General features: G+C 52.5%; 33 protein-coding genes. 26 read left to right on the forward strand and 7 right to left on the reverse strand.

Annotated elements, in window-relative coordinates:
• From QZF50_RS15545 to QZF50_RS15555, 3 genes are all read right to left on the reverse strand, one after another.
• Positions 1–622: hypothetical protein (locus QZF50_RS15545; RefSeq protein ID WP_290388907.1), on the reverse strand; the 622-nt coding region annotated here is incomplete at its 3' end.
• 18 nt (positions 623–640) lie between these two features.
• The gene (locus QZF50_RS15550; RefSeq protein WP_061892390.1) at positions 641–1,054 is read right to left on the reverse strand and encodes a helix-turn-helix transcriptional regulator; all 414 of its coding nucleotides are present in this window, start codon (positions 1,052–1,054) and stop codon (positions 641–643) included.
• Positions 1,055–1,127: 73 nt separating this feature from the next.
• The gene (locus QZF50_RS15555) at positions 1,128–1,265 is read right to left on the reverse strand and encodes a hypothetical protein (protein ID WP_129541929.1); all 138 of its coding nucleotides are present in this window, start codon (positions 1,263–1,265) and stop codon (positions 1,128–1,130) included.
• Between the two features lie 71 nt (positions 1,266–1,336).
• On the opposite strand from QZF50_RS15555, the gene QZF50_RS15560 reads away from it, so the two are divergent.
• The 15 genes from QZF50_RS15560 (at position 1,337) to QZF50_RS15630 (ending at position 9,658) form a co-directional block, all read left to right on the forward strand.
• Positions 1,337–1,540: a DNA-binding protein gene (locus QZF50_RS15560; protein ID WP_290377972.1), complete on the forward strand. Its 204-nt coding sequence runs from the start codon at positions 1,337–1,339 to the stop codon at positions 1,538–1,540.
• Between the two features lie 18 nt (positions 1,541–1,558).
• Positions 1,559–1,909 (forward strand): DUF4761 family protein, encoded by a 351-nt coding sequence (locus QZF50_RS15565; RefSeq protein WP_061892414.1) that lies wholly within the window; start codon positions 1,559–1,561, stop codon positions 1,907–1,909.
• A 10-nt stretch (positions 1,910–1,919) separates the two neighbouring features.
• The gene (locus tag QZF50_RS15570) at positions 1,920–2,207 is read left to right on the forward strand and encodes a hypothetical protein (protein WP_061892393.1); all 288 of its coding nucleotides are present in this window, start codon (positions 1,920–1,922) and stop codon (positions 2,205–2,207) included.
• Between the two features lie 11 nt (positions 2,208–2,218).
• The gene (locus tag QZF50_RS15575) at positions 2,219–2,461 is read left to right on the forward strand and encodes a DUF4754 family protein (protein ID WP_000514277.1); all 243 of its coding nucleotides are present in this window, start codon (positions 2,219–2,221) and stop codon (positions 2,459–2,461) included.
• Positions 2,458–2,571 (forward strand): hypothetical protein, encoded by a 114-nt coding sequence (locus tag QZF50_RS15580; RefSeq protein ID WP_000021656.1) that lies wholly within the window; start codon positions 2,458–2,460, stop codon positions 2,569–2,571. The genes QZF50_RS15575 and QZF50_RS15580 overlap by 4 nt, the downstream gene beginning before the upstream one ends.
• 86 nt (positions 2,572–2,657) lie before the next feature.
• The gene (locus QZF50_RS15585; RefSeq protein WP_000985161.1) at positions 2,658–2,861 is read left to right on the forward strand and encodes a hypothetical protein; all 204 of its coding nucleotides are present in this window, start codon (positions 2,658–2,660) and stop codon (positions 2,859–2,861) included.
• Positions 2,858–3,103 (forward strand): helix-turn-helix domain-containing protein, encoded by a 246-nt coding sequence (locus tag QZF50_RS15590; protein ID WP_000153674.1) that lies wholly within the window; start codon positions 2,858–2,860, stop codon positions 3,101–3,103. The genes QZF50_RS15585 and QZF50_RS15590 overlap by 4 nt, the downstream gene beginning before the upstream one ends.
• The gene (locus QZF50_RS15595; RefSeq protein ID WP_001696649.1) at positions 3,100–3,399 is read left to right on the forward strand and encodes a hypothetical protein; all 300 of its coding nucleotides are present in this window, start codon (positions 3,100–3,102) and stop codon (positions 3,397–3,399) included. The genes QZF50_RS15590 and QZF50_RS15595 overlap by 4 nt, the downstream gene beginning before the upstream one ends.
• Positions 3,400–3,410: 11 nt before the next feature.
• Positions 3,411–3,614 carry a hypothetical protein gene (locus QZF50_RS15600; RefSeq protein WP_001036813.1) on the forward strand — a complete coding sequence of 68 codons (204 nt, stop codon included), beginning with the start codon at positions 3,411–3,413 and terminating at the stop codon, positions 3,612–3,614.
• Positions 3,611–4,441: an SPFH domain-containing protein gene (locus QZF50_RS15605; protein WP_000734269.1), complete on the forward strand. Its 831-nt coding sequence runs from the start codon at positions 3,611–3,613 to the stop codon at positions 4,439–4,441. The genes QZF50_RS15600 and QZF50_RS15605 overlap by 4 nt, the downstream gene beginning before the upstream one ends.
• A gap of 367 nt (positions 4,442–4,808) precedes the next feature.
• Positions 4,809–5,036 (forward strand): hypothetical protein, encoded by a 228-nt coding sequence (locus QZF50_RS15610; protein ID WP_061892394.1) that lies wholly within the window; start codon positions 4,809–4,811, stop codon positions 5,034–5,036.
• A 72-nt stretch (positions 5,037–5,108) separates the two neighbouring features.
• Positions 5,109–5,474 carry a hypothetical protein gene (locus tag QZF50_RS15615; protein WP_000599378.1) on the forward strand — a complete coding sequence of 122 codons (366 nt, stop codon included), beginning with the start codon at positions 5,109–5,111 and terminating at the stop codon, positions 5,472–5,474.
• Positions 5,475–5,480: 6 nt separating this feature from the next.
• Positions 5,481–8,303: a replication endonuclease gene (locus QZF50_RS15620; protein WP_061892395.1), complete on the forward strand. Its 2,823-nt coding sequence runs from the start codon at positions 5,481–5,483 to the stop codon at positions 8,301–8,303.
• Between the two features lie 76 nt (positions 8,304–8,379).
• Complete coding sequence (locus tag QZF50_RS15625; protein WP_000686508.1) at positions 8,380–9,339, forward strand: plasmid segregation protein ParM; 960 nt, start codon at positions 8,380–8,382, stop codon at positions 9,337–9,339.
• 4 nt (positions 9,340–9,343) lie between these two features.
• Positions 9,344–9,658 (forward strand): plasmid partitioning/stability family protein, encoded by a 315-nt coding sequence (locus tag QZF50_RS15630; protein ID WP_000211284.1) that lies wholly within the window; start codon positions 9,344–9,346, stop codon positions 9,656–9,658.
• A 358-nt stretch (positions 9,659–10,016) separates the two neighbouring features.
• Here QZF50_RS15630 and QZF50_RS15635 read toward each other — a convergent pair whose 3' ends face one another.
• Positions 10,017–10,334: a helix-turn-helix transcriptional regulator gene (locus tag QZF50_RS15635; RefSeq protein WP_000397568.1), complete on the reverse strand. Its 318-nt coding sequence runs from the start codon at positions 10,332–10,334 to the stop codon at positions 10,017–10,019.
• Positions 10,335–10,404: 70 nt separating this feature from the next.
• The gene (locus QZF50_RS15640; RefSeq protein ID WP_000652085.1) at positions 10,405–10,806 is read right to left on the reverse strand and encodes a type II toxin-antitoxin system RelE/ParE family toxin; all 402 of its coding nucleotides are present in this window, start codon (positions 10,804–10,806) and stop codon (positions 10,405–10,407) included.
• A gap of 610 nt (positions 10,807–11,416) precedes the next feature.
• On the opposite strand from QZF50_RS15640, the gene QZF50_RS15645 reads away from it, so the two are divergent.
• Complete coding sequence (locus QZF50_RS15645) at positions 11,417–11,941, forward strand: hypothetical protein (RefSeq protein ID WP_001407222.1); 525 nt, start codon at positions 11,417–11,419, stop codon at positions 11,939–11,941.
• A 14-nt stretch (positions 11,942–11,955) separates the two neighbouring features.
• Here the strand turns inward: QZF50_RS15645 and QZF50_RS15650 are convergent, their stop codons facing one another.
• A complete protein-coding gene (locus QZF50_RS15650; RefSeq protein ID WP_000087814.1) occupies positions 11,956–13,002 on the reverse strand; it encodes a phage portal protein in 1,047 nt (348 codons plus the stop codon).
• The gene (locus tag QZF50_RS15655) at positions 13,002–14,753 is read right to left on the reverse strand and encodes a terminase family protein (protein WP_061892397.1); all 1,752 of its coding nucleotides are present in this window, start codon (positions 14,751–14,753) and stop codon (positions 13,002–13,004) included. The genes QZF50_RS15650 and QZF50_RS15655 overlap by 1 nt, the downstream gene beginning before the upstream one ends.
• A 154-nt stretch (positions 14,754–14,907) precedes the next feature.
• On the opposite strand from QZF50_RS15655, the gene QZF50_RS15660 reads away from it, so the two are divergent.
• The 10 genes from QZF50_RS15660 to QZF50_RS15705 all read left to right on the forward strand — a co-directional run.
• Positions 14,908–15,744 carry a GPO family capsid scaffolding protein gene (locus QZF50_RS15660; protein WP_001262673.1) on the forward strand — a complete coding sequence of 279 codons (837 nt, stop codon included), beginning with the start codon at positions 14,908–14,910 and terminating at the stop codon, positions 15,742–15,744.
• 23 nt (positions 15,745–15,767) lie between these two features.
• Entirely contained in the window at positions 15,768–16,820 is a 1,053-nt protein-coding gene (locus QZF50_RS15665; RefSeq protein WP_021533064.1) for a phage major capsid protein, P2 family, read from the forward strand.
• Positions 16,821–16,865: 45 nt separating this feature from the next.
• Entirely contained in the window at positions 16,866–17,666 is an 801-nt protein-coding gene (gene gpM / locus QZF50_RS15670; protein WP_061892398.1) for a phage terminase small subunit, read from the forward strand.
• Positions 17,667–17,767: 101 nt separating this feature from the next.
• A complete protein-coding gene (locus QZF50_RS15675; RefSeq protein ID WP_000063094.1) occupies positions 17,768–18,262 on the forward strand; it encodes a head completion/stabilization protein in 495 nt (164 codons plus the stop codon).
• Positions 18,262–18,462 (forward strand): tail protein X, encoded by a 201-nt coding sequence (locus tag QZF50_RS15680; protein ID WP_000864901.1) that lies wholly within the window; start codon positions 18,262–18,264, stop codon positions 18,460–18,462. Before QZF50_RS15675 ends, QZF50_RS15680 begins: the two co-directional genes overlap by 1 nt.
• Positions 18,463–18,464: 2 nt before the next feature.
• Entirely contained in the window at positions 18,465–18,788 is a 324-nt protein-coding gene (locus QZF50_RS15685) for a phage holin family protein (protein WP_061892399.1), read from the forward strand.
• Positions 18,785–19,177: a M15 family metallopeptidase gene (locus tag QZF50_RS15690; protein ID WP_061892400.1), complete on the forward strand. Its 393-nt coding sequence runs from the start codon at positions 18,785–18,787 to the stop codon at positions 19,175–19,177. Before QZF50_RS15685 ends, QZF50_RS15690 begins: the two co-directional genes overlap by 4 nt.
• Entirely contained in the window at positions 19,174–19,581 is a 408-nt protein-coding gene (locus QZF50_RS15695; protein ID WP_021511916.1) for a DUF2570 domain-containing protein, read from the forward strand. The genes QZF50_RS15690 and QZF50_RS15695 overlap by 4 nt, the downstream gene beginning before the upstream one ends.
• A 137-nt stretch (positions 19,582–19,718) precedes the next feature.
• Entirely contained in the window at positions 19,719–20,186 is a 468-nt protein-coding gene (locus QZF50_RS15700) for a phage tail protein (protein ID WP_000920586.1), read from the forward strand.
• Positions 20,179–20,510, forward strand: a 332-nt coding sequence (locus tag QZF50_RS15705; protein WP_290388908.1) for a phage virion morphogenesis protein, incomplete at its 3' end; no start/stop codon positions are given. The genes QZF50_RS15700 and QZF50_RS15705, both read left to right, overlap by 8 nt.

Here is a 20,510-nt window from a genome sequence, read left to right on the forward strand (position 1 = left end):
TCACCATACCCAAAATGAGTCCAACAATGAACACAATCAAAAAGTCTTTAGTATATTCTGTTAATAGTTCACTAATGCAGTGTCTATTTTTAATATTGCCATTGCTCTGAGATATATTTTTATTAGTCTGCTGATCTAACCACGACAATGCAGATTGCAACTGAGAACGAGTAAGATCGTTTAAACGGCCTGTACCGAAATTGATATGGCAATATCGAAGAAGTTTTTGTCTAATTTCATTACTTTCACTGTTGCGAAGAAGGAGGCTTACAAGTAATTTACAGGCGTCATGATCCTTGTGTCGGTCAAGCATCGCATTGAGAAAGCTAATTGCGGTTGGATACTGATTCACCGTCATCTTATCGACACTATCAACACCGATTTCAGCATGAAGTTTACGCCAAACAACAAACGATTCTTCCTTGCTGGCATCAACAATCTTGTCAACCAACAACTTCAGTTGATGTCGCTGAGCCTTAACTAATGGGCGCTCATCAGGCCTACCAGAAGGGATTGCAATATTGACTGTATGCCGATCATCATATCGCTCTATCTGAATATTCTTTTCGTGGTAATCACGCCCAGCAACGCGATTGTCTGAACCGTTTGAGTTGACCGCCATGTCACCTCCCTGCTAGAGCTAACCCTTAGTTTCGTTATAGTCACGACCAGCAATACGATGGCCCTTGCCAGAAGCTCTTATTGTACCTGGAGCCAAACTACCAGCGGTCAAGGCTGCCAAAGCCGCCGCCTTAACAGCCAAAGGTGCAGAGCGATATATTTTAATTAGCTCAATCTCATCTTCAGTGGCATTAGGGATGCCATGTGCACGACTACCAGAAAGTATGTAATAGACATCTACTCCGCAGCGCCTTCCCAAGAGATTCAGCATAGCTGCATCCGGTGTAGTCACCCCTCTTTCATACTTCCCCCAAGTCTTTGTAGAAACTTCAAAAATAGACGCCATATCATCCTGAGTCATGCCAGTTTTCTCTCGTTCCTCCCGTAATCGACGTCCAATAATGACACTTAATTCCTCTTTTTCTGTTGACATAGGAAGTTTTGTTCCCTAAAGTAATTTCACGTGCAATTAGATGATCACAATGTACCACTATGAATCAAGTTAGTCACGACACCAAGTCACGCATTCCGCGTAATACCGCCACAGGTCCAAGACTGGCACTTAGGCTGTCCCTCGAGGAGCGAGCCATCATTGATGAAATGGCCGCCAAAGAACAACGCTCATCCTCTAACATGGCGCGCATGATCTTCCTTCGAGGCCTGGAGCTGACCCAGAAAGAACAAAACAAATCTTCCTGATCAGGAGGTTAGTGGGATGTCAGGTATAACCATCAATATCAATGTGCATGCCCCCTATGTATCCCTGCAGAAATATGCAGAGATAACAGGTATCCCTCTTAATACATGCAAAAAGATGTTGGCTGACGGTCGAATTATTATCCGACCAAAACGCGCCAAAATGGAAAAGCCAGAAGTAAACCTTGTGGCAATGCTGAAAGACGCTATCGCTAACAGTTAAAACAACATGAGCATCGCTATGAATAGAAATGCCACCTCCTCACGTTCTAAATACCGCAACGGGGCGGAACGCCATGCTAACCGTTTCGCTACCAGTGCATCACGCAGCAGCTCTCGCTACAGCCTGAGCGAAACACACGCAACACCGGATGGCCACGCTGTAAAACAAATCGGCGAGCATGCCTGGCTGATTGAGAAAGCTGGAATCGTGGTCCATAAATGCCCACGCAATCCGTTTACCGGAAACCGCATTTTTGCATTGAGCTGCGGCGACAATCAATTCGGGCAGGATTTCACATTATACGAAGCACTTCGTACGGTTGATCGTCTGCTTCGCGGGCAAAGTTTTATTAAACAGGCTGATTTATAACAGGTGAGTTATGACCAAAGAGCATACACAAAGTGTATTTATCCGTTTTATTGATTTTCGCGGTGAACTGTTATTACGCGCATCCGCTATTGATGGAGTGGCTCCGGCGGGTAAAAACGGAGCCGACGAAGCCACTTACGTTTATCTGAACGGCACGCGACTGCTTGTGGAACTTCCGTACCAGACCGTACGAGAAATCATTAGTGGAGCTGAAAAGGCACGCCAGGCTAATGGCGATGAACCTTATATCGAAATTATTTGTATGGATTCAGAAGCAGAAATTCAGAAAGCAGATTAAAGGGCGTTGCGATGGGCAAAGAATATAAAACTCTCATTAACAAAGCACTTGAGCGTTTTTATTTTCGCTTAAGTGCATCAGGCGCTCATGCTGAACGTGCAGCCCGTGACTCATTGACCAGGGCAATCCGGAGTCTGTATGACGTGGCTTTTTACGCTGATGATCTGGATGCACTTAACGAACTTTCCGAGCTGATCTGTGCCGCAGAATGCGGGGAACATATTGAACCGTATAAGCTGGGGAATATTGCATGAGTATATTTATCTCATGGCTTGTTCTGATTATTTCGGTGGCCTGCGCCATTGGGATTATGCGAATTATTCATTCAGTAAAAAAGATTGAACGCTTTTTCACTGGCGAATAACAGAGCAAATAAAACCACAGGTTAAATAAGAAAATGTAAAAACAATCCGCATTCGCGGAGGTATTCGCACACGCCAAGGAGGCGTAATGGCAATTAAGCATTTTCCTGTCGTTCGTTTTACCTCCAGAGGACGTGAATACGAAGTCGACGAACGCCTGATTACCACAATCGACAAACACCGTTCAGAAAAGGATGCACATCACATCTATCTCACTGACGGCACTTACTTCTGCGCCACGAATGTGGTGCGGGTGAACCTTATCCGACAGGTACAGGAGTCACGCAGATGACCATTCTGGACTATATCGCCGCCAATCCGGGGTGTAGCGGTGGAGAAATCGCCGCAGCACTGAATACCCCAACCACAGCCATTAATGCGGAGTTACGCCGACTCTGGCGCAGCGGTTCAGTCATAAGAAAAGAGCGCAAAACAGGCGGTCGCTTTTCTTACCAGATAAACCCGATGCCGTTCGGGTGCGGCAATCCACTTACCAACATGTTTAACCAGCTACTGAAGGAGGCCAGAGCATGAGCGCCATCAACCACCAGGAATTACGCGAACTGGCGATTGACCTGCAACGAATGGCAACGCATCAAAAATTACTGGCGTTTCGCGCAATGCTCTCGCCGTCTGCCGTGCTGGCACTGCTGGATGAGCTGGAGCACGCCAGAACCATGTCTCCAGCCATTCGCCTGGCGCTCCATCATGAAATCGCTGATTTCTGCGCTCCACTGGGTTCGCCTGGTGAACCAGAAACGCCGGAAGCAATGCAACGAGAGCTACTGCAACGCATCGACAAGGTTTTTGATTTCTTCCTTAACCAGTAAAGGACCGCGATATGAACAAAAAGACCTGGTTTCGCGCATACATGTGGGCGCTGGTATGCGTCCTCGTTTCTCTCATTCTGTATGCAGGACTACTCCCCCGAATGATTTCATCAGACAGCTCCTTCTTGGTATTGCTGGGCATTTTCATTGCCATGCTGTACCCGGCAGGCGTTGTTCGCCTTTTCAGTAAGTACATCAAGGAAATCAAACAATGAAGAAACTCAAACTCTTTCAGATTATCCCGCTTTTTGCCGCCATCCTGCTGGTTGGTTGCGATCGCGTTGAGCCAGGTAATGTGGGCATCAAAGTCAACAAACTGGGCGACGACAAAGGCGTCGGTGAAGTGGTTGGCGTTGGCCGCTACTGGACAGGCTGGAATACAGAGGTTTACATCTTCCCGACCTTCAAACAAATGAAGACCTACGATGAGCCGTTCAGCTTTCAGATGAGTGACGGCACAACCATCGGCTATCACATCGGTGTGGCCTACAAGGTTGATCCATCCAAAGTTACTACAGTGTTTCAGACCTACCGCAAAGGCGTGGACGACATTACCGACACTGACCTGCGCCAGAAGATCGCCGATGCACTCAACCGACTGGCCAGCAAAATGACCACCGATAAATTCATCGACGGTGGCAAGTCTGAACTGCTGGATTCAGCACTTAAAGATATTCAGGAAGAGATGACCCCCATCGGTATTCAGGTCATGAGCCTCTCTTATGTCGGTAAACCGGAATATCCGCCAACCGTTATCGACAGCATTAACGCCAAAGTCACGGCAAACCAGAAAACCCTGCAACGCGAACAGGAAGTCAAGCAACGCGAAGCAGAAGCCAACATGTTGCGCGCAGAAGCTGCCGGACAGGCTGATGCCATTCGCACAAAAGCCCAGGCTGAAGCCGACGCCATTCGTTTACGCGGTGAAGCTCTGCGCCAGAATCCCGGCGTTATGGAGCTGGAAGCAATCAACAAATGGAACGGCACGCTGCCGCAATACATGACCAGCAATACCGCTGTTCCGTTTGTTCCGGTGAAGTAATTAAACCCGGCCAGTGAAAATCGCTGGCCGGAGCAGTATCAGGATTTTTTAGTATGCCGTTCTCACAAAAAAACCGCTTGCCATGCCGCAATCAGTCAGGTTACATTTCCGCTGCACCTCATAAAACGGGTGCCGGGATTGGAACCCCGCAGACTAACAGAGCGCACAACCGCGCCAGCGGTTTTTTTGTGCGTACCGTATCGCCACGTCTTTTTCGCGTCAAAATTATGGTGGGGCGTACAGGGCCAGCATCAGCTGGGCCGGGTCCTCTGTTAGCCGGTAGTTCCAACCCTGTACGTCTCACCACCCCGAGCTTGGAACCTCTGGATGGTGAGTTTTCAAAACTGACTAACAGAGAGGCCACACCATGGCAAACCGCAAACAGCGCGCATACGCTGCGCGTCGTCACATCCAGACTGAAATCGACCGCAGACTTTCCCGCGCATTCCGCGTCGCTAAAATCATGCACATCAACATGCTGCATGAGCGTAGCTGCGAACTTTCAAACCTCTACTCATCCGCTGTTTTCAGCTATCTGGCGGATGATCTGCGCGAGCTTCAACAGCTCATCCAGCAGCAAAACAAACTCCATTAATTCCTGTTCCGGGCCTTTCCTGCACCTTGCGGCGGGAGGCCTTCGCACATCTGTAACAAGAGGATTGCCGCAATGATTCTCGCCAACGACTTTCTTGAATACCTGCTCAACACAGAACGTGATCTTGCCGCTCGCGTGCGTGATCGTTATGACATGTACCTGAAATCCCTGCCTGTACCGCAACTCGCTGACGGAAAAATTGTTATTGATGGTCGCTACATGATTGACAGCCACGAGGGAAATTACAGGCTTTACCGCATTGAAGGTGGCACCCCGTCCGTTATTGGCATTTACCAGCGCCCATCCTCTGCAATCGTCGATGTGATTGCCGACAGCATCCGCATCACACATCGCCATGCCGACACAGAAGACACCGTGCTGGAAATTCAGCGGCTGGCTGCCGTCTGCCGCGACACCCTGAATGGCATGACGAAGTAAATCACTATGACGGCAGAGTACATCAGGGACTGGCAACAGCCGCGCCACGCAGTGGGACGTGAAGGAACGGGGATCCCCGTTCCTGAATCCGCGCTTTCCTCCTGGCTGGATGCCTACCGGGCAGAGAACGAGCGCCGCCAGGAAATGGCTGATGCGGCGTTCTCCGCCACGCCGCTGGGCAACCTGATTAATAAAAGCCTGGATGCACAGGAAAAACAGGACAAAACCATCACACTGGCAGGAGACGCCAGAAAACAGGTACGCGGTGCGGTGGATGAAGCCATGGCCTCGCTGCGCCTGCTGCCGTCCTATCTGCGCGATCCGCTTATTCGCCACCTCTCCTTCCTGCGCAAAAAACAGGAAGCCGATCGCCGGAAAGGCAAAAAGAGCTGGCAGGCTGAACGCTACGCGCGCGGAACCCTGCGCAAAATATTCGAACGTCTGGACCGCACCGACCACCGCTGGCTGACACCGGGTTATCGCTCCCTTGCCGGACGCGAACGCCTGGATGATTTGCTTTACCTGCCGCAGCTCAACAAGCACCAGATACAGACGCTGGCCACCATGACGGCGGCGATGTTCAGCAGCACCTTCGAAAAACTCTGCGATGGCTTTGGCGCGACTGATGGCGAGCTGACCATGGAGGTAACGCTGAAGGCGTATCAGATGCTGGCCCGCATGGCGTTACACCTGCACGCCATGCCTCCGCATTATGACGCACTGACAACAGACAAAGACCGGAGGAACGAACCGGACACGGAGTTGCTGCCGGGCGCAATCCTTCGCCTGACCTGTGCGGAATGGTGGAAACGCAAACTGTGGCTGTTACGTTGCGAGTGGCGGGAAGAACAACTCCGCGCCGCCTGTCTGGTTTCCAGAAAAACATCGCCCTATCTGAGCCAGGACGCGTTAAGCGAGTTTCGAGCACAGCGCGAGAAAACACGCGATTTCCTGAAAAGTTTCATGCTGGAAAACGAAGACGGGTTCACGATTGATCTCGAGACGGTGTATTACGCGGGAGTAAGTAATCCGGTTCATCGTAAGGCAGAAATGATGGCCACCATGAAGGGGCTGGAACTTCTGGCCGAAGCCCGTGGCGACAAAGCGGTGTTTCTGACTGTCACCTGCCCGTCAAAATACCACGCCACAACAGAGAACGGTCATCCGAATCCCAAATGGAACGGGGCCACCATGCGCGACTCCAGCGATTACCTGGTTAACACGTTTTTTGCGGCGGTCCGCAAGAAACTGAACCGCGACGGCCTGCGCTGGTATGGCATCCGCACGGTGGAGCCTCACCATGACGGCACCGTGCACTGGCATATGATGGTCTTTGCTCATCCGGAAGAAATCGACACCATTGTGTCCCACACCCGCGATATTGCCATTCAGGAAGATCGTCACGAGCTGGGTGATGATATTACCCCACGCTTTAAGGCGGAGTACGTCGACGGCTCAAAAGGCACACCGACCAGCTACATCGCCACCTACATCGGGAAAAACCTGGACAGCCGTGCCGTGGATGGCATCGACCCGAAAACGGGCAAGCCACGCGTTGACCACGAAACCGGAAAATCAATGGCCGAGAGCGTGGAACGCGCCATCGGCTGGGCGCGCCTTCACCGGGTCCGCCAGTTCCAGTTCTTTGGTATCCCCTCCCGTCAGGTGTGGCGTGAACTGCGCCGCCTTGCCAGCCAGATGGCTCGCAACCCGGAAGGACCGCAACGGCTGAAGGATGACGCAATGGACGCGGTTCTTGCTTCCGCTGATGCCGGATGTTTTGCCACCTACATAGAGAAACAGGGCGGCGTACTTGTTCCACGCAAGGACTACCTGATTCGCACCGCCTACGACCTCGCAGATGAGCTGAACGATTACGGTGAACAGAGCGTACAGATTTACGGGATCTGGTCACCGCTCATCGGGGAGTCTTCCCGCGTATGCACGCATCCGGACAACTGGAAGCTGGTAAGACGCAAACCGGAAGCGGAAGACAGCGCCCGCGAAAATGGTTTTGACCTTCAGGGCGGCCCTGCCGCCCCTTGGACTCGTGGCAATAACTGTCCCCGTATACAGGAAACGGGCAACAACGGGACAGAACAGCCGGAAGAACGGCCAGCACCGTGGCCGCAGCTTCCTGACGGCGTTGACGTGAATGAATGGATGCGCTCACTGAAACGGCACGAACACCGGGCGCTGATGCGTTCGCTGCGTGACAAACAGGCAAAAAACAGCAGTGATGAAATGCAGAACTGGACACAGAGCCGCAAACAGCCACAGCCTTTGCCTGATAACCACGAGTTACTCGCTAAAGAATGGCGGGAGTCTGCTGAATCTCTCGGCCTGCATATCGGTGAACAGCAGATGCAGCACCTGTTACGGGGCGGCAGTCTGTACGTTGACGGCAGCATCATTGCACCGCAGGGATTTGAAATTGTACGCAAACCGGATACCCGCCCGGACAGCCGAATCACGCAGCTCTGGCAGCGCCTGAGCCGTAACCACGGCGTAAGCAGCACGGAGATCCGCCATAACCCGGTCGCCAGCTATCTGGAACAGCTGGGGGCATCAGACCCCGAAGCCGCCGCACGCCTGGCATCCACACTTCAGCAAGACCAGAACACCATGAAAACACCCGTTACCGTGCTTTCTGACATGCTGCGCGCCATCCGCGACGCAGAGCACGCACAGAGAATCAGTGAAACCACTGAACGCGCCCGCCGCAAAGCAGACCTGCTGCGGGGTGGCCTGACCAGTGGAAACAAAAAACAGACAGAAACGGGATTCACAAATCCCGTAAATGAGCAAAAAACGCGCCGCGATATATGAAGCGCGCATAAAACAGGCAAAAACGGGATTTCAGAATCCCGTAAACGATTAATTAATCAACATAAGGAAAAGCGACATGAAAATTTGTATCGATGACGGCTCCACCAACATCAAGCTGGCATGGACTGAGAACGGCGAACGCCGCAACGCCATCAGCCCGAACAGCTTCAAGTCGGAATGGTCTGCGCCGTTCGGTGGAACGCAGCCCGCAAACTACATGCTTGATGGCGTGCGCTATGGTTTTGATCCGGTCAGCGATCGCTTTGTCCAGACGACCGACACGCAATACCAGTACAGCGATGTGAATGTCATTGCCATTCATCACGCGCTGGTCAAATCAGGCATCACACCACAGGAAGTGGATGTGGTTGTCACCCTGCCACTGAGCGAATATTTCGACACCAACGCACAGCCGGACATGGCCAACATCAACCGCAAAAAAGCAAACGTCATGCGCCCGGTGGCGTACCAGAACGGAAAAGCATTCACTATCCGTAACGTACGGGTTATGCCTGAATCCATTCCGGCTGGTTTTAAAGCACTGGCTGACATGAGTCCGTTTGAATCCCTGCTGATTGTGGATTTAGGCGGAACCACGCTGGATGTGGCAAAGGTTCAGGGACAACTGGCAGGTATCAGCCAGGTGTTTTGCGATCCACACGTAGGCGTTTCCCTGATGGCCGATGCCGTACTGTCGGTGATGGCCACTAACGGTATGCGTACCAGTCACCACATCGCCAATACCATTATCGAACATCGCCATGATGAAGCCTGGCTGCGCCAGCACATCCACAATGACGCGCATTACGCCAGCCTGATGGCGGTTATTCGTGAAAAGGAAGAAACACTGAAACAACGCGTGATCCGCGCGCTGGCGGGTTTTTCGGGTTACGGGCGGGTGATGGTTGTCGGTGGAGGGGCGGAGATTGTGGCACCCGCTATCCGCGAAGCCTGCGGAGTTAATGCGACTTTCATCGCGGACGGGGTGCCACAGTTTGCTCTGGTTAACGGGCTGTACGCAATGGACAAGGAGTAAACCAATGACGACACCAACCAGACGGATAAGTTTCTATCTGAAGCCAGCTGCAGTCAAGAGTGAACGGGAAGCGTGTAATTATCTCGACAGCCTGCCAGCCTCCGAACGCAGCCGCGCGCAACGCGCGGCATTTCTGGCTGGACTGGCACTCATTAAAAACGATCCTGCCTTTGCTTACTGGCTGGCTGAATGGTCAGAGGGGGAAAATATGCCTGCCAACAATCACATATGGGGCTGGCATAACAGCGAGCCTGTTGGTTGCAAAAATCAGAATATAAGTCAAATAAAAAAGAATATTCAGGAATTTTTTCCTGAATGATCACAAAAAGCATGGCTTTCGCCATGCTTTTAAATATCAAATATCAGCTTCGCACTAGAAACGCCCAAGCTTTCCAGCCATACTCATGAGCATCCAGCTTTCGACCAGAATCACCACGAACCTTACGGTATCGGCAAAACTGCCAACGAAATCCTTTCGGAGCCGGTTTTTTTACAATTGATTTCAAAGCCATCCATAATCACCTCCTTACTGAGAATGATTTTTACCTTGATTATCTGCCTGGATTGACTAGAATCACAGTTGTACATGCAAAACATCAAGGTGATGATATTTCTCAGACTATCATTCCTTTGTGTTGAAAAGCCCCTGACGGTTGGCCCCGTCAGGGGCTTAATATTTATGCAACCTGACAGGAATGTTCTGCCGTCGCAGTAACAACCCCACCGGAATACCCAAACTTAAAATCCCACCCCAGGATGTTTAGCATGATAAACAGTCGATCAATGGTATGATTATCTAACTTACCATTAATGATTTCGCTTACTCTTGGTTGGGTTGTTTCCAGCAATTCAGCAGCTTCTCGCTGGGTAAGACCGCGCTCCTGAATCATTTTTCGGATAATAACCATTAATTGGGCCCGGATGTGTTTATCACTAGCTTCATTTACAGAGCTACTTGATGACGCATAAGGGTTTTTGACTACGACGAATTCCATAACTCTCCAGCCTTAATCAGCGATGTTGCTGACATTGATTATGTTATATCAGATTTGAGATACCTGCAAGCTATCTTAAGCCATTTTTACGACGATACTCCACTAATTGTTTGTATCTTGCGGCAGCTGTCTCATATTCTTTTTTTGACACACCATTTGTCTTTTTCTTAAATGTATGAAGTATGTAAACAGACTCCGCAAATTTCGCAACGTAAATCATACGATAAGAATCACTACTCTTGATGGTTAATTGCATTGCGTAGCGACCAATCGTTTCCCGCATTGATTTTTTTTGAGCAGGTGGAACCCCCAAGGCATCATCACCATCCACTGGAAAATCGAAACTGTCGAAAGAATGAGGACAATCGCTCTGCAGTGCAACAAGCTCAAAATTTATCCTTTCTCGAACAGCTTCAGGATAACTATCAATTTGTTTCTGAATTTTATCATTCCAATATGTGATGTCTTTCACTCAGAACCTCTCACCAACGTAACCGAACGAAATTATACAAAGATCTTTTTTTCGCTTAAATACATCCACTGAACGTTGATTTTAATGCAAGATTGTGCACAAATTTGCACAATTTTTTTGAACGACTTTTTGCCCTTCCGGCCCGCGTGGCGGCTGGATCCGCCAAGGATCCGTGCGTGCACAAAAAAACGCGTTTTTTCTGCGCGCAGGTGACGGGGGAACAGCCCGCGTTTCAGGGGGTAAATAGCATTCCCTGAACGATGTCGCAGCGACACAACAGAATGGCTGTATCGCTCACGCTGAGCGTGAAAAATACGTAAGGGGTTCTGATTTGATGGGGTGAAAGGTAAGGCCGTCAAATCGCAATGAGACGGCGAGAACATGCTGTCAGCTCGATGGGATTGCGTAAGAGTCTGGCCATCGATGATGGCGATAAGTTGGAAGACGTCGTGAAATTATCTGATTGATACGGGAGCTGGAGAGTCGGGGCATAAATTTTTTATGCCCCGGCGAAGCAGCAGACAAGCGAAGCGCGTCAGTGATGCGGCACCTTGCCGACCACACTCCATAAGTGCAAAATACGAGCAAAGAAATCAATGGAGGCTGTTTTATGGTCATTAATTACAAGCAGTTACGAGAAAAACGAGAGCAGGTAAAGGAAAGTTTTCGCCGCAATGAAGATCTGACCCCGCTTGTACACCTTGCCCAGGGAATTGTTGATGCTTATGAAATCTCTCTGGAGCTGCCATCACAGACATGGACGGATAGCGACGGTAATCGCCAGCATTACGTTTCATGCGGACTGGAAACAACTGAAGGGTTTCGCAGAATGCCTTTATCTCAGATTCCTGCCGCTACCCCCAAAGCAAGGGGCGGCAATGATGAGCGAAAACTGATTTTTAGCATTGAGACAGTGGTTGACGACACACCTGGCGAAGTCGCGTTCGTGCATACTCCTCTTTCGATCGCAATGTATAACGATGAAATACAGGTTCGCGTTAATAATAATATCGTGCCACTTAAAGAAGGTAATTCACCCTACACCACCGTTTGTGAAGCCATTCAATATTACGTTCTCTCTGAAATTGATAATCTCAAGCCTGACGGCACCCAGAAAATGGTTCAACTCTGGTAATAAGGACAGCCCCATCACGGGGCTGTTTTTTCATCAAGAAGTGCATAAGAGTTAAAACGGATCACCTCTTCGCCAAGCCAGTCATTGATGTGCTTCATGGCCTCCATGACGGGCATCAGCTCGTTAATTGCGTAAACCCGCGCGGCCTTCTCCACATCACCAAACGCACTTTTTTCACCCGGCATCGCCCCCATCAGTTGCGGCGGAACGCGGTGCGCAGCCAGCACATCATCACGGGATGCCGCCTTAACATTCATGAACTCATCCTTTGCGGTGATCTGCTGGAACGGCAAAATTTGCACCCCCTCTTTGCCCCCGTTGGGCGCATGAATGAGCACGTTTTTAAACGCACCACCACCACGTGCCCCCTGTAGCGTTTCTTTCAGGGAGTCCATGCTTTCGCGGTTTACCTGCGCTGCACCGATGTAGATGATGCACCCGGCGTGGGATCCGTTGTCGTAATACAGTTTTCTGAACATGTCCGCCGAATGAGACAGGCTGGCCGAGAGTAATGCGCCAAGATATTCCGGCATGCCGTAAATTTCCTGGTTAATGTCAGGATTCATCAGGTGGCACACTTTACCAGGGCGAAACTGAAACGCATCCTTGCCATCCTGCACATACCACCATGATTCAAGATCGCTTCCGCGTCGCATGTATTTCGCCAGGGCGTGCCGTAATTTAAGCGGTTCGCCGAGCATATTGCTCCGAAGCTCAAGGAATGCGTTACCGAACACAAACCAGTCCAGCGCCAGCGCCGAGAAATCCTGCCGGGAAAGCAGCGGGTGCGGAATGTAGCAACCGAGCAATACATTACGCTTAAAGTAAAGCGCAGACTGATGCCAGGACGTTTGCCGGGCAGCTCTTGCCAGACCGTACCAGTCCACCGGGGTTTCATACCACCGCCCGTTATCAGCACAGTACATGTTGTCCAGCAGGTCATGCCCGGTCAGGCGATAAGGACCATCAAATGTGAATGCACTGAGCGATGATTCTTTCCTGAGCGCATCAGCGAGATCAATGCGTGAACTCATGCGCACTTTTTTATTTTTTCTGCTCATCAGAACTCCATAACCGTGAAACGCTCGTTTTCTCCTTCGCCGCCAATCGGTTCGTTAATGACAGCAAGCATGGTTGCCCACGCAAGGTCGCCGTGGCTGATCCCCCTCGCGCGGTCCGTTTCGTAAGTGATAAAGCCGCCCGGTGTTTTCACCTTACGCACGGCGTTAAAGGCCGCGACCAGCTCGCGTTCGGCGCGATCGTATTCCCACCGCCCGGCACGCATTATTTGCAGCATTTTCAGTACCAGCGACCGTTTTGATGACAGCGTGAAGGTGTACGGAATAGCAGCAGGGAAAAACCGTTTCACTATCTGATAAACAGCCTCCCCGTTCCCGCCCGTCACATCAATGCCGATGTGTTCCACGTTGTAGCGACACGTGAACTCTTCAATGACTCTGGCCTGTTCTTCAAACTCCAGCCCCTGAACGCGTCGCGTCTCCACCGTTCGAAAACGGCCTCCAGGAACAGCCGGAGGAACCACTACGGACACAGCGCCGCTGTCGCCGTTTCCACTGCTGCCGTTTGCGTCATACCCAATCCATACCGGACGATTCCCCATCGGGCGGGGAGCAAAAGGTTTCCAGTCTTTCCAGTCGTCGTATCCGTCAACACCGCAGCCAATCAGTATATTCAGGTTAAATGCCGATTCCCCTTCGCGGACAAACTCACACATATAGAGATTGCGGAACTCGTCTTCGGTGTTTTCATCACGAATTTCGTCAATATCGGTGTGTTTCCAGCCGTGATTAACCACATCTTCCAGCGTGACAATTTGCCGCCACGTCCGGTCAGGGCAGATAAGCCCGTTATGCAGCGTTTTCCAGTCCACAGAAAAACGCTGACGTTTATGCGTGGCCTTTTTCTCGTTCCAGCGGTCGCCGTTCCAGTAGGCGTATGCCTCGTGCGTTTCGGTGGATGGCGTGGAGAAGTAGGTGCGCCGCAGTCCGCTGAGGGTTGCCATAGCGCCAGCCACCTTGCGCAGTTCAGCAAAGCGACTGACCCAGAAAAATTCATCAAAATAAAAATTGCCCGTGTAGGACTGTGCCGTCGCAGCAGAAGTACCAAGAAAATGCAGCTCTGCGCCGTTGGAGAGGATGATTTTATCGCCCCCTTTCAGCTCCACATCAACTTCAGATGCAGCCTTCTGAATAATGCTTTTAAACTGGAACGCCTGACGACGCGACGCAGACAAAAAAATCTGGTTACGCTGGTAAGGTTGCGCCACATCGTCACGCAGCGCCATCAGCAGTGCTTCCTGTGCAAAATACCAGGTCGCCCCAATCTGTCGGGATTTCAGGATCATCCTGTTACGTATCCCGGCTTCACTGCAAAGGGTCAGGGAGTCAAACCAGCCCCGCTGATGCCACTCCAGCCTGCTGATGATTTTTTCCCGCAGTGCGGCAATCTGCTCCGGCGTGAAATGATTTTTAAGTTTTTTCGCCCGGCCTTTCTTTCCTGTGGCCGTCACATCCGGCTGGCCATCATGCAGTTTTTTAAGCTGCCGGGTCAGCAGGTCTATTTCCTTAAAGTCACCGCCTGTTTTATTCTGTTTTTCAGTAAGCTGGATGAGGCGCGCATCGATGGACTGCGTGACACGCTGCACGGGTGGCGTTTCATCCCACTGGTCGCGTTTTTTCCACGCATAAATCGTGTTCGGGTTTATTCCCATCAGACGTGATATTTCTGCGGGCGGATAACCCTGCCAGTAAAGTTGCCGCGCACGCTGGCGCACAAAAGCGTCCTGAATCATTGCTCCCCCTGAGTAATTACAGGAAGATTACCCGCGCGCGAAACCGTTCTCCTTAACCCCCTGTTCTGGCCGTTTTCTTACAACAAAAGCCCTTTGTATCAGCCTGTTACGCTTTGCCATCATGACTGAAGAACCAGTCAGAGGGGCAAAAACTATGGCTAATGAAAAAAAGACATCCCGCAAAAAGTTTCGCGTGGCTGTCTCCGGATCAACTGTTGATGGCCGCGAAATCAGTCCGGTACATCTGCGTGAAGCCGCCGAGAACTTCAACCCGGATGTTTACGCTGCCCGCGTGAACGTTGAGCACTATCTCTCGCCATGCCCGTCAAGCGAATTTTCCGCAATGGGCGATGTCACCGCGCTGAGTACGGAAGATATTACGGAAGGCCCGCTGGCCGGACGTACTGCGCTGTATGCAGAAATCGAACCGACCGAGCGCATGAAGCAGCTTGTCGCTGACGGCAAGAAAATCTATTCCAGTATCGAACTGCACCCGCAGTTCTCCGTTAACGGGCGCGCCTATCTGGTCGGGCTGGCGATGACCGACACCCCGGCAAGCCTGGGCACTGAGCGCCTGAAATTCACGGCACAGCAACGTCAGGCGGTGATGACGTTCAACAGTGTCCAGGGTGAAGCACCGCTTATCTCCGAAGCCATCGAGTCTGAAATCATCGAAATGGCAGAACAACGCCAGGAAGAAGGCACCCAGTGGTTTAACCGCGTAATGGGGATTATTGGCCGTGGCCGCAAAGCGGATGACGCCAGTTTCTCCCGCATTCAGGAAGCGGTGGAAGGCGTCGCAACGTCACAGGCCGACATTATCGACCGTTTTAATGTGCTGGAAACCCGCCATCAGCAGGACCGCCAGAAAATCACGTCACTGACCACAGAGCTGACAGCACTGAAGGAAAAACTGCGCACGCAGGACGGCGATCCGCAGAACCGCTTCACCGCAACGGGCGCAGCCTCCGACCAGCTGGCTGACTTCTGATAAGACAAAGGAGCAAATTTTTTATGAATCTGGTGATGTCAGATATTACCCGCAACAAGCTGGGTTGCTATATGGCGCAGCAGGCGTCGCTTAACAATATCCCGGTTTCCGCACTGGTATCGCGATTTACCGTGGAACCCTCGGTACAGCAGCGTTTTGAAAACGCCTCAAAGGAAAGCACCGAATTTACAAAAAGAATTAACGTGATCGGCGTGACCGACCAGAAAGGCGAAAAAATCCTCCCGGATACCACCGGGCCGATTGCGCGCACGAATACCAGTTATGACGGCACAAAACGCCGTAACCCGAATAACGTGGTTGATCTGAAAAACCGCAAATACCAGTGCGAACAGGTGAACTACGACACGTTTATTTCATATCCGCAGCTTGATGCCTGGGCGGCACACCCTGATTTTCAGTCCCGCATCAGCGCACAGATTGCCCGACAGGTGGCACTTGACCGCATCATGATCGGTTTCAACGGCACGTCTCACGCGGATGAGTCTAACTTCAGCACCAACAAGTTGCTTCAGGACGTTAACGTGGGCTGGCTGGAGCACATCAGAACCGACGCCAGCGAACGCGTTATGAATGACGTGACGCTGACCTCCCGTAACATGGACAACACCGTGGCGCACGCGGGTAAGTATGCGAACGCTGATGCACTGGTACAGGACGCGCGCTCATCCCTGCTGGATGAATGGCACAAGGAAGCTGACGACCTCGTGGTGATTATGGGGCGCAACCTGTTTAACTCGCTGCGTCTGCCCGTGCTGAACAGCATCAGCGGCCAGAATCCCAATGCGGAATTACTCGCCGGGCAGCTCATTCTGTCATCGCGCACCATTGGCGGGCTGGGCGTGTTCCTTGCGCCGTTCTTCCCGGATTCAACGATGCTGATCACCTCGTTCAACAACCTGTCGATTTACTGGCAGAAAGGTTCAATGCGTCGTCTGATGAAAGACGAACCGGAATACAACCGCATCGCCACCTACCAGTCCATCAATGACGCTTATGTCGTTGAAGACTATGGCAAGTGCGCGATGGTCACTGGCCTGAAGTTCGCCGACAGCTAATCAACTCACGGCGGGCATCATGCCCGCCTGTAACGGAGAGAAAGAATGATTACTCCTGCACAGCAACACTGGCAGAACGTGATGGCACAGCGCGCAGGCCGGGCGAATGAAGGCGTGGACCACGCCGCGCGTACCGCGCATGAAGAGGTGCTGTATCGTCTGCGTCTGGCACAGGCCCGGCTTAAGGGCGTACAGGCAAGAAGCGCGAAAGCCGCCATCAAAAAAGAGTTGTTGCCGGATTTTTCCGGCTGGATTGAGGGAACGCTGGAGGCTGACGGCGGGCAGCAGGACGAAGTGATTGCCACGCTGATGGTGTGGGCGATTGACTGCGGCGATCTTCCGCTTGCGCTGCGTATTGGTGCGTATGTGGTCCGTCACAACCTCATCATGCCGGATAACTTTGGCCGTACTGCTGCCACGGTACTGACCGAAGAAATCTGCAACCCGGTACTGACGCAGGCCGGGACGGATGCCGACGCGGATTTGTCCACCTTTATCGAACCACTGGACACACTTTGGGAAATTGTCGCCAACCAGGATATGCCGGACGAAGTGCGCGCCAAATTATGCAAGGCGTGCGCCTTTGCCCGTCGTGGTCTGACCGATGCAGACAACATGGCCTTATCACTGAAGCTGCTGCGCGAAGCGATGCACCTGAACCCGAACGCAGGTGTGAAACGCGAGATTGCAACCCTTTCCCGCGCCCTGAAAAAAGCCGATTCCGCAGCCGCACCAGAAGACGCCAGCGCACAGCAGACGCAGGACGAAAGCAGCAAAAGTAAAAAGACAACGCGGAAGCCTGCAACACGAAAAACCACCGCGACGCAGAAGGCGAAGCGCGGTTAACGACTGACCCCGTCAGCGGGCGGCGTGCGCGGTGTTCCGGTTTGACTCCGTGACCGTTTACACCGCGCACCCACCGCCCGATTTTTTCAGGAGTGAACCCCATGAGTATGGTTGCCAGAACCAACCCCGGCCCCGCAGAGGACGACATCACCGATACCGATGATGGTGATACCCGTATTTCAGCGGGCGCATTCTGGCCGGATATTGTGCTGCGTGAGCTGCGTCTGGCGATACGACTGCCGGGCCGTGTGACCACCTCCCGCCTGCTGCATACCGCCACCGGGGCCGTGGCACACGTTACCCGCGAGCTGGAAGCGTGGCAGCAGGAACAACAGGCGGCTGGCCATCAGACGCTGGCCGATGTTCCGGCACCCGTAATTAACGGAGAAAGCGTCAATCTCTGGCACTGGCGCAATGCCGTTTATACCGCCACACGCGCCCTGATTCTGGAGCGTTACCGCGATGCGGACACAACGGATAAGGGCGACCGCCGCGCGGACGCACTGGATATACAGACATCGGATTTGTGGCGCGATGTGAGCTGGGCCATCTCTGACATTCTGCGCCGCCCGCGAATCTTTGCGGAGTTGTGCTGATGAAAGTGAAGGCACTGGAAGGCGACACCGTGGATTCGCTCTGTTTCCGGTACTACGGCACGACGCAGGGCGTCACCGAAAAGGTGCTGGATGCCAACCCCGGACTCTGTCAGCAGGTATTTCTGGACGCCGGGCAGGAAGTGGAGATGCCGGAGCCGGAGAAGAAGAAACGAGAAATGATTCAGTTGTGGGGGGAGTAGCAGTGAGCACCATTCAAACAGGGATCACAGAGCAGGTTATTGCGTGGCTCTTTGACCACCTGCCAACGGTGTATGCAGTAGGCGCGGCGGTCAGCATTTCCGCGCTGATGAGTCTTTATGACGGACGAACACTGGTTCAGACCGTAACGGGATCGCTGGCGTGCGGCGTTCTTGCCATGGCCGTGGCCGGGTCGTTGCGCTTCTTCGGAGTTCCTGAGGATGCCGTGACGTTTTTCGGCGCATCTATCGGTTTTATGGGTGCAGAGAAAGCACGCGACAAGGTTATTGCGGCCTTTAATCGCAGGGTGAAGGAGAAGGACGAATGAGCGACACATTTAAATTCAGCAGCCGGAGCGAAAAGAATTTACAGGGTGTAAATCCTGATCTGGTGAAAGTGACCCGACGGGCACTGGAAATCTCGGAAGTGGATTTTGGTATCACCGAAGGATTGCGCAGCCGTTACCGCCAGAAGCAACTTGTGGCCACAGGTAAGAGCCAGACCATGAACAGCCGCCACCTTACGGGGCATGCCGTGGATGTTGTGGCGTATGTCGGCAGCCAGGTGTCATGGGAATGGCCGCTGTACGAAAAAATCGCAGCAGCATTCAGACAGGCCAGCCGGGAGCTGAATATTCCGGTGGAATGGGGCGGCGACTGGAAGACCCTGAAAGACGGACCGCATTTTCAGTTACCACACGGAGCCTATCCGGCATGAAGCTCTGGCCCACGCTTGGCGTCGCTTTCCTTCTGATTGCCGGATGGGGAACATCCATGCGTCTGTCGTGGTCGCTGGGCCGGGAGAACGCCAGAAACGAAGCGCAGGCCAGCACCCTGAAAAGTACCGCCGACACCCTGAATATCATCAGCGCCGGGGTACAGGATATGCAGCAGGTGCTGGCGCAACTCCGCGTGGAAAATCAGCAACGCAATCAGGACGGAGAGGTAAGACGTGAACAGCTACGCAACGATATTGCAAAAGATGAATGCGCCCACGCTTTGCCTGACGCTCGTTTTACTGACAGGCTGCGCAGGCACGCAGAACGCGCCACTGCCAGCGCCGTCAGTCCGGCTTATACCGCAGACGCTGACCATTCCGGTAACGCCGCCCCCCTTCCCTGACCCTCCCACATGGGGAAATCTCGGTATATGGGGCGACCGCCTTCTGGATGCACTGGAAACCTGTAACGCGGATAAACGGGCCATTGAATTACTGGAACAGCGCAGGCTGCAACGACTGAACAACGAGGACAACAACCATGCTGAAAACTGATTCCCTGCGTGAAGCCATGACCCGTTCATGCCGATGGTGTCAGGCCAACCCGGAAAAATTCACCATTTTCGTGGAGAGCGGCAACATTGAAACGACAGGAGAAACCCCATCGTTTGTTTACCGCTATCAGATGGTGATGTTTGTCATGGATTACGCCGGGGAGCTGGATGACCTCACGCTGCCGCTGCTGGCGTGGTTATCCGAAAATCAGCCACAGTTGTTGCTCAACCCTGAGCGTAATCAGGACATCAAATTCTCCGCCGTTATCAATGACGATGACAGCGCCGACCTCCTGTTTACGCTCCCCCTGCGGGAACGCGTTCGCATCACGCGCAACAGTCAGGGCACACCGCAGGCAGAACACCTGCCGGAGCCAAAACCCCGTCTGCCCTCTTCCGAAGGCGACTGGTCGCATGTATTCCAGGATGTGACGTGGGGTGAAAGCGATGGATAAGGCATTCACCCGCGTGGATGAAACCTTTGAGGCCATCCGCAACAGCCTGAATCAGCAGGCCATCAATAACATCGCCAGAAAGCTGGCACAGGATTTACGCCGCGCCCAGCAGGCGCGTATCCGGTCACAGAAAGCGCCGGACGGGACCGCGTGGACACCACGCAGACGCCGCGTAACCCGGATACAGGAACGCATTCGCTTTATCTGGAATAACGAAGCACGCACGCTGAAAAACTGGCATCACGACACGGGGAAACACGGGCGAACCATTACCGGGTGGGATGAGGATAAAAACAATATCCGCACGTTTTACCGGGATGACAT

The organism is uncultured Escherichia sp. (assembly GCF_948475835.1).
Classification (GTDB): Bacteria; Pseudomonadota; Gammaproteobacteria; order Enterobacterales; family Enterobacteriaceae; genus ECMA0423.

Bases quoted from the DNA above. Each gene is read 5' to 3' on its own strand.
- QZF50_RS15550 (WP_061892390.1), bottom strand. From the start codon at position 1,054: ATGTCAACAGAAAAAGAGGAATTAAGTGTCATTATTGGACGTCGATTA.
- QZF50_RS15555 (WP_129541929.1), bottom strand. From the start codon at position 1,265: ATGCGCGCCATGTTAGAGGATGAGCGTTGTTCTTTGGCGGCCATTTCA.
- QZF50_RS15560 (WP_290377972.1), top strand. From the start codon at position 1,337: ATGTCAGGTATAACCATCAATATCAATGTGCATGCCCCCTATGTATCC.
- QZF50_RS15565 (WP_061892414.1), top strand. From the start codon at position 1,559: ATGAATAGAAATGCCACCTCCTCACGTTCTAAATACCGCAACGGGGCG.
- QZF50_RS15570 (WP_061892393.1), top strand. From the start codon at position 1,920: ATGACCAAAGAGCATACACAAAGTGTATTTATCCGTTTTATTGATTTT.
- QZF50_RS15575 (WP_000514277.1), top strand. From the start codon at position 2,219: ATGGGCAAAGAATATAAAACTCTCATTAACAAAGCACTTGAGCGTTTT.
- QZF50_RS15580 (WP_000021656.1), top strand. From the start codon at position 2,458: ATGAGTATATTTATCTCATGGCTTGTTCTGATTATTTCGGTGGCCTGC.
- QZF50_RS15585 (WP_000985161.1), top strand. From the start codon at position 2,658: ATGGCAATTAAGCATTTTCCTGTCGTTCGTTTTACCTCCAGAGGACGT.
- QZF50_RS15590 (WP_000153674.1), top strand. From the start codon at position 2,858: ATGACCATTCTGGACTATATCGCCGCCAATCCGGGGTGTAGCGGTGGA.
- QZF50_RS15595 (WP_001696649.1), top strand. From the start codon at position 3,100: ATGAGCGCCATCAACCACCAGGAATTACGCGAACTGGCGATTGACCTG.
- QZF50_RS15600 (WP_001036813.1), top strand. From the start codon at position 3,411: ATGAACAAAAAGACCTGGTTTCGCGCATACATGTGGGCGCTGGTATGC.
- QZF50_RS15605 (WP_000734269.1), top strand. From the start codon at position 3,611: ATGAAGAAACTCAAACTCTTTCAGATTATCCCGCTTTTTGCCGCCATC.
- QZF50_RS15610 (WP_061892394.1), top strand. From the start codon at position 4,809: ATGGCAAACCGCAAACAGCGCGCATACGCTGCGCGTCGTCACATCCAG.
- QZF50_RS15615 (WP_000599378.1), top strand. From the start codon at position 5,109: ATGATTCTCGCCAACGACTTTCTTGAATACCTGCTCAACACAGAACGT.
- QZF50_RS15620 (WP_061892395.1), top strand. From the start codon at position 5,481: ATGACGGCAGAGTACATCAGGGACTGGCAACAGCCGCGCCACGCAGTG.
- QZF50_RS15625 (WP_000686508.1), top strand. From the start codon at position 8,380: ATGAAAATTTGTATCGATGACGGCTCCACCAACATCAAGCTGGCATGG.
- QZF50_RS15630 (WP_000211284.1), top strand. From the start codon at position 9,344: ATGACGACACCAACCAGACGGATAAGTTTCTATCTGAAGCCAGCTGCA.
- QZF50_RS15635 (WP_000397568.1), bottom strand. From the start codon at position 10,334: ATGGAATTCGTCGTAGTCAAAAACCCTTATGCGTCATCAAGTAGCTCT.
- QZF50_RS15645 (WP_001407222.1), top strand. From the start codon at position 11,417: ATGGTCATTAATTACAAGCAGTTACGAGAAAAACGAGAGCAGGTAAAG.
- QZF50_RS15650 (WP_000087814.1), bottom strand. From the start codon at position 13,002: ATGAGCAGAAAAAATAAAAAAGTGCGCATGAGTTCACGCATTGATCTC.
- QZF50_RS15655 (WP_061892397.1), bottom strand. From the start codon at position 14,753: ATGATTCAGGACGCTTTTGTGCGCCAGCGTGCGCGGCAACTTTACTGG.
- QZF50_RS15660 (WP_001262673.1), top strand. From the start codon at position 14,908: ATGGCTAATGAAAAAAAGACATCCCGCAAAAAGTTTCGCGTGGCTGTC.
- QZF50_RS15665 (WP_021533064.1), top strand. From the start codon at position 15,768: ATGAATCTGGTGATGTCAGATATTACCCGCAACAAGCTGGGTTGCTAT.
- gpM (WP_061892398.1), top strand. From the start codon at position 16,866: ATGATTACTCCTGCACAGCAACACTGGCAGAACGTGATGGCACAGCGC.
- QZF50_RS15675 (WP_000063094.1), top strand. From the start codon at position 17,768: ATGAGTATGGTTGCCAGAACCAACCCCGGCCCCGCAGAGGACGACATC.
- QZF50_RS15680 (WP_000864901.1), top strand. From the start codon at position 18,262: ATGAAAGTGAAGGCACTGGAAGGCGACACCGTGGATTCGCTCTGTTTC.
- QZF50_RS15690 (WP_061892400.1), top strand. From the start codon at position 18,785: ATGAGCGACACATTTAAATTCAGCAGCCGGAGCGAAAAGAATTTACAG.
- QZF50_RS15695 (WP_021511916.1), top strand. From the start codon at position 19,174: ATGAAGCTCTGGCCCACGCTTGGCGTCGCTTTCCTTCTGATTGCCGGA.
- QZF50_RS15700 (WP_000920586.1), top strand. From the start codon at position 19,719: ATGCTGAAAACTGATTCCCTGCGTGAAGCCATGACCCGTTCATGCCGA.